At 63.9% G+C, this 4,174-nt stretch carries 4 protein-coding genes; 3 read left to right on the forward strand and 1 reads right to left on the reverse strand.

Annotated features, from left to right (window positions below):
• On the reverse strand, positions 1 to 1,263 hold a 1,263-nt coding region (locus tag QMZ05_RS40415), incomplete at its 3' end, for a DASS family sodium-coupled anion symporter (protein ID WP_353705828.1).
• A 237-nt stretch (positions 1,264 to 1,500) separates the two neighbouring features.
• On the opposite strand from QMZ05_RS40415, the gene aat reads away from it, so the two are divergent.
• From aat to QMZ05_RS40430, 3 genes are all read left to right on the forward strand, one after another.
• A complete protein-coding gene (aat, locus tag QMZ05_RS40420) occupies positions 1,501 to 2,178 on the forward strand; it encodes a leucyl/phenylalanyl-tRNA--protein transferase (protein WP_353705829.1) in 678 nt (225 codons plus the stop codon).
• Positions 2,179 to 2,236: 58 nt separating this feature from the next.
• Complete coding sequence (locus tag QMZ05_RS40425; protein WP_353705830.1) at positions 2,237 to 3,562, forward strand: hypothetical protein; 1,326 nt, start codon at positions 2,237 to 2,239, stop codon at positions 3,560 to 3,562.
• Positions 3,563 to 3,609: 47 nt separating this feature from the next.
• Positions 3,610 to 4,174 (forward strand): hypothetical protein (locus QMZ05_RS40430; RefSeq protein ID WP_353705831.1); only part of this gene is annotated, 565 nt, incomplete at its 3' end.

Genomic DNA, 4,174 nt, shown 5'->3' on the forward strand with positions numbered 1-4,174 from the left:
CAACAGCATCAGGGTCTGCACCGACAGGCCGGGAATGCTGGAGCCGACCGCGAGCACCACCGGCAGCACCGCAGCGGTATGCGAGGTGATGCTCGAGAAGAAATAGTGGATCCAGAAAAAGAAGGTGACGAGCAGGATCATCCCGACCAGCGGCGAGGTGCCGGAGAGCGGCTTGGCATAGCCCTCGGCCACCCATTTGATGAAGCCGATCTCGTTGAGCCCCGACGACAGCGTGAGCAGCGAGGTGAAATAGAAAAATACCTCCCAGGCGCTCTTCTCCGCGACGATGTCCTCGAACGCGATCACGCCGGTGAGAAGCATCAGCGAGATCACGACGAACACGACAGTGGTCGCGTTGATGAAGTTCGAGCCGAGCAGCGGCACGCTGATATTGGGATTGGAGCCGCAGATCCACAGGAACATCGCGAGCAGCACCAGCACCGCCATGATCCATTCGTGCCGCGACGGCGGCCCCATCTTGGCGAGCTCGCCCTCGCTCCAGGTTACGATCTCCGGGCTCTCCTTGATCTCCGGCCGGCAGACCACGTAACTCAGCAGCGGCACCAGCAGCAGCAAGAGGATACCGAGCGGCGCGAAGCCGATGAACCATTGCGACCAGCCGACCTCGATATTGACGAGCTTCTTGGCGATCGAGAGCGCGGCGGCGTTCGGCGCCAGCGCGGTCAGAAACAGCGAGCTGGTCACGGCGGTGGTCGCAAACGCCGTCCACATCACGAAGGTGCCGATCTTGCCTGCGGTCGGACCGGGCTCCGAGCCGTAGATGCGCGGGATGTTGCTGACGATCGGATAGATGGTGCCACCCGAGCGTGCGGTGTTGGACGGCGTTGCCGGCGCCAGCAGGAGATCGGAGAACGCCACCGCATAGCCGAGCCCGATGGTGCGGCGGCCGAGCCCGCGCACCAGCAGCAGCGCCAGCCGGCGGCCGAGCCCGCTCTTGCGGTAGCCGATCGAGAACACGAAAGCGCCGACGATCAGCCACACCGTGCTCTCGGAAAAGCCGCCGAGCATCCAGCGCAGCGACTTGTTCGGGTCGGGCTCGACATAGCCGCCGACGCCGGCGACCGTCAGGCCGATCAGGCCGACCGCGCCGACCGGCATCGATTCGAGGATCAGCCCGGTGATGACGGCGGCAAACACCGCAAAATAGTGCCATTGATTGGCGTTCAGCCCCGACGGCACCGGCACCAGATAGATCACCAGCCAGACCAGCAACGGCGCAAATGTCCGCCATGACAACTTCATGCAGCGTCCCCCTCACCTGTGTTGATTGTCGGGCGCGCGAGCCGCCATGTCCCGGGCGGTGGCGCCGTCTTTTTGTGGCAATGTAGCACGGCCGCACAGTCCGCTCGGGAAACTGCGGCCGAATGGCGCGGCTTGTGGAGGAACCGGCGCGTTTCGTCAACACGTCGCGCCCCCCAAAGGCAGGCCTCATCGCAGGCCCCATCGCAAGATCGCCCGCGCTTTGCTATGCTCTGCGGCATGACGTCACGCGACTCCGCCTCCTCCGAGATCACGCCCGAGGTGCTGCTGCGCGCCTATGCCTGCGGCATCTTCCCGATGGCGGAGAGCGCCGATGATCCGACCCTGTTCTGGGTCGAGCCGGAATTGCGCGGCGTGATTCCGTTCGACGGCTTCCGCATCGCCTCCCGCCTCGCCCGCACCGTGCGCTCGGATGCGTTCACCGTCACGGTCGACACTGCGTTCAAGGCCGTGATCGCCGGCTGCGCCGCGCCGCAGCCCGGCCGCGACGACACCTGGATCAACAAGCGCATCCGCGATCTCTATGTCGGGCTGTACAGCTCAGGCCATTGCCACAGCGTCGAGGTCTGGCAGGACGACAATCTGGTCGGCGGGCTCTATGGCGTCAGCCTCGGCCGCGCCTTCTTCGGTGAGAGCATGTTTCACACCGTGCGCGACGCATCGAAGGTCGCACTGGTGCATCTGGTGGCACGGTTGATCGCCGGCGGGTTCGAATTGCTCGACACGCAATATGTGACCGAGCATCTGAAGACGTTCGGCGCGGTCGAGATTTCGCGCCGCCGCTATCGCGCGCTGCTCGACAAGGCGATCGCGGGCGCGCCGGCGGAATTCCGCAAGCTCGACACGACGCAACCGGTCAAGGGTGCTGACGCGCTGGCGATCATAGCGACCCGCTGACTTGCTAGAATAATCTGGACACTACACTCTTTGCGTGTAGACTATCCCGCGGCCGAGGATGCTGGTGGGGAAGATGTCCTTGAACCTTGCGCGTGCCATTTGCCTCGTAGCTGTGTGTGGTGCGACTTGGCAGGTCGCATCGGCCGCAAGCGATCACGAGCTGTTCAAGAAGGGCTGGTCCAACGGCGACTCTCCGGCCTACAAGGCGCAGGAGGTCGACCCGAGCAAGTTCTTCGATCTGCAGAAGACGCCGAATTCCGGCACCGAGCAGGAAGTCGATCCGGGGGTCGTGCTGCCGCCAAAATCGCCCCCGCCTTCGACGCCGGAGACCAATCCGTTCGGAAATCCGGGCAAGAAGAGTCAGAGCAACTGGCACCTGACGGGCCAGATCAAGCCGATCGCAAGCGCCATCGGGCACGGCTTCGAGTCCGACGCGGTACGTGCACCCGAACCGTCACGCTGCGGTACTGAGCCGATCCCGTTCGCCCTGCTCCGCTCGGTCGTCTTCTATGTCCGCTCCAAGGACGGTTTGGCGTGCTCGGCTTCGGTCCGCAATATCCAGAGCCTGCGGGAGACGTTTGGTGCCGAGTCGGGCACGCTGCGGGATCCGGCCTATCTCGCGAACGACAGTCATATCGCCGTTCGACGGATGGTCGAGGGCTACGTCAATGACTGCTCCAAGACACTGCAGGAAAGCGCAGTCGCCCAGTTGCTGGGCCCCGACAACACGACGCTGGCAGCAAAGAATATCGGGGTGCTGACCACACCCTGGCAGCGCTGCATGGCAAGCATCGTCGGCGGGCGCGTGCTGACGGCCCGCCATTGCGTTGCCGTACCCGAGGAGCAGGACGGCGTTCACGCGCTGATCGACCGCGATTCCGCGCTCGATTTCGAGACCCTGTCGGGAGACAAATACCAGCTCAGTTTCGATGGCGCCGACACCTCGCCATTGCAGGAAAGCGCGCGTGACCGCGACTGGATCGTGCTCGGCATCAAGGGGGGTCTGCATAGACCTCCCGGCGAAGCGCTTGGTTACGCACCCAAACTCGCCGATTTGTGGCGACCGCTGGTGCTGGTCTCGATGAGCCCGTACGCGATGGCGCTGCGCAACGACTACCGCAGCAGCGACCAGAATGCGGTGATCGACATCTCTCCGATCTGTGACATCCTCGCCCGCGACGGCGGCTATATCTTTCATGCGTGTCAGACCTTGGCGGGCATGTCGGGCGCGCCGCTGATGACGATCGAAGATGGGCGCCTGACGATCGTCGGCGTGCATACCGGCGATGCCAGCGCCGTCGACACACAATGTGCCCACAACGTCGCGCATCGATTTCCTAACTACGGCATCGTTCCGCCGGAAAACCTGGGGAGTGAGCAGTGAAGCATTTCCCGATCGTCTTGTTGATGCTGGCGGCCAGCGCGCCTGCCATGGCCGCCGACGTGCTGAGCGTCGACTGGGCCAATAAGGACTTGACCGCGGCGCGCGAGGCGCGGGTCGATCTGTTGAGCAACGAGAACGGCTTCGAAGGCAGCGGCGCCAGCGAACTCGCCGACATCAAGCTGCCGGTCGTCGGCGTGCTTCCCAGCGCCCTGTCGGCGGTGTTTGCCCCGACCTCATCCGGCTTCGAGAGCGCGCCGCGCGTGCCGCGGAATTTCCGCGAGTCGAAGCTGAAGCTCGTTGCCGCGGCACTCCCCTCGAAGCTCGAATACTCGATCACCTACCAGAATATCGCCGATGGACTGGACGCCTATTGCGTCGGCACACGCAGTGTGAGCACCTCGCCAGTTCCTCTTCCCCCCGGCTCGAACGCGATACCGTCCGAGCAGGCGGAGAATGACGACGAAATCCACGCTGCCCATGCTCAGCAGATGCGCTATGGCCTGCCCTATCGGTGTGACGTTTATTGCAGCGATCCGAAGACCTATCCCTACTGCAAGACCAATTCCTTTGCCACGAAGATGCTTTCGAGAGCCGTGCTGCTCGCGCCCGGTG

Origin of the sequence: Bradyrhizobium sp. INPA03-11B (assembly GCF_040446015.1) — a bacterium.
Taxonomy (GTDB): Bacteria; Pseudomonadota; Alphaproteobacteria; order Rhizobiales; family Xanthobacteraceae; genus Bradyrhizobium; species Bradyrhizobium macuxiense_A.

Excerpts from the sequence above, each read along its gene's own strand:
- aat (WP_353705829.1), top strand. The coding sequence starts at position 1,501 with ATGACGTCACGCGACTCCGCCTCCTCCGAGATCACGCCCGAGGTGCTG.
- QMZ05_RS40425 (WP_353705830.1), top strand. The coding sequence starts at position 2,237 with ATGCTGGTGGGGAAGATGTCCTTGAACCTTGCGCGTGCCATTTGCCTC.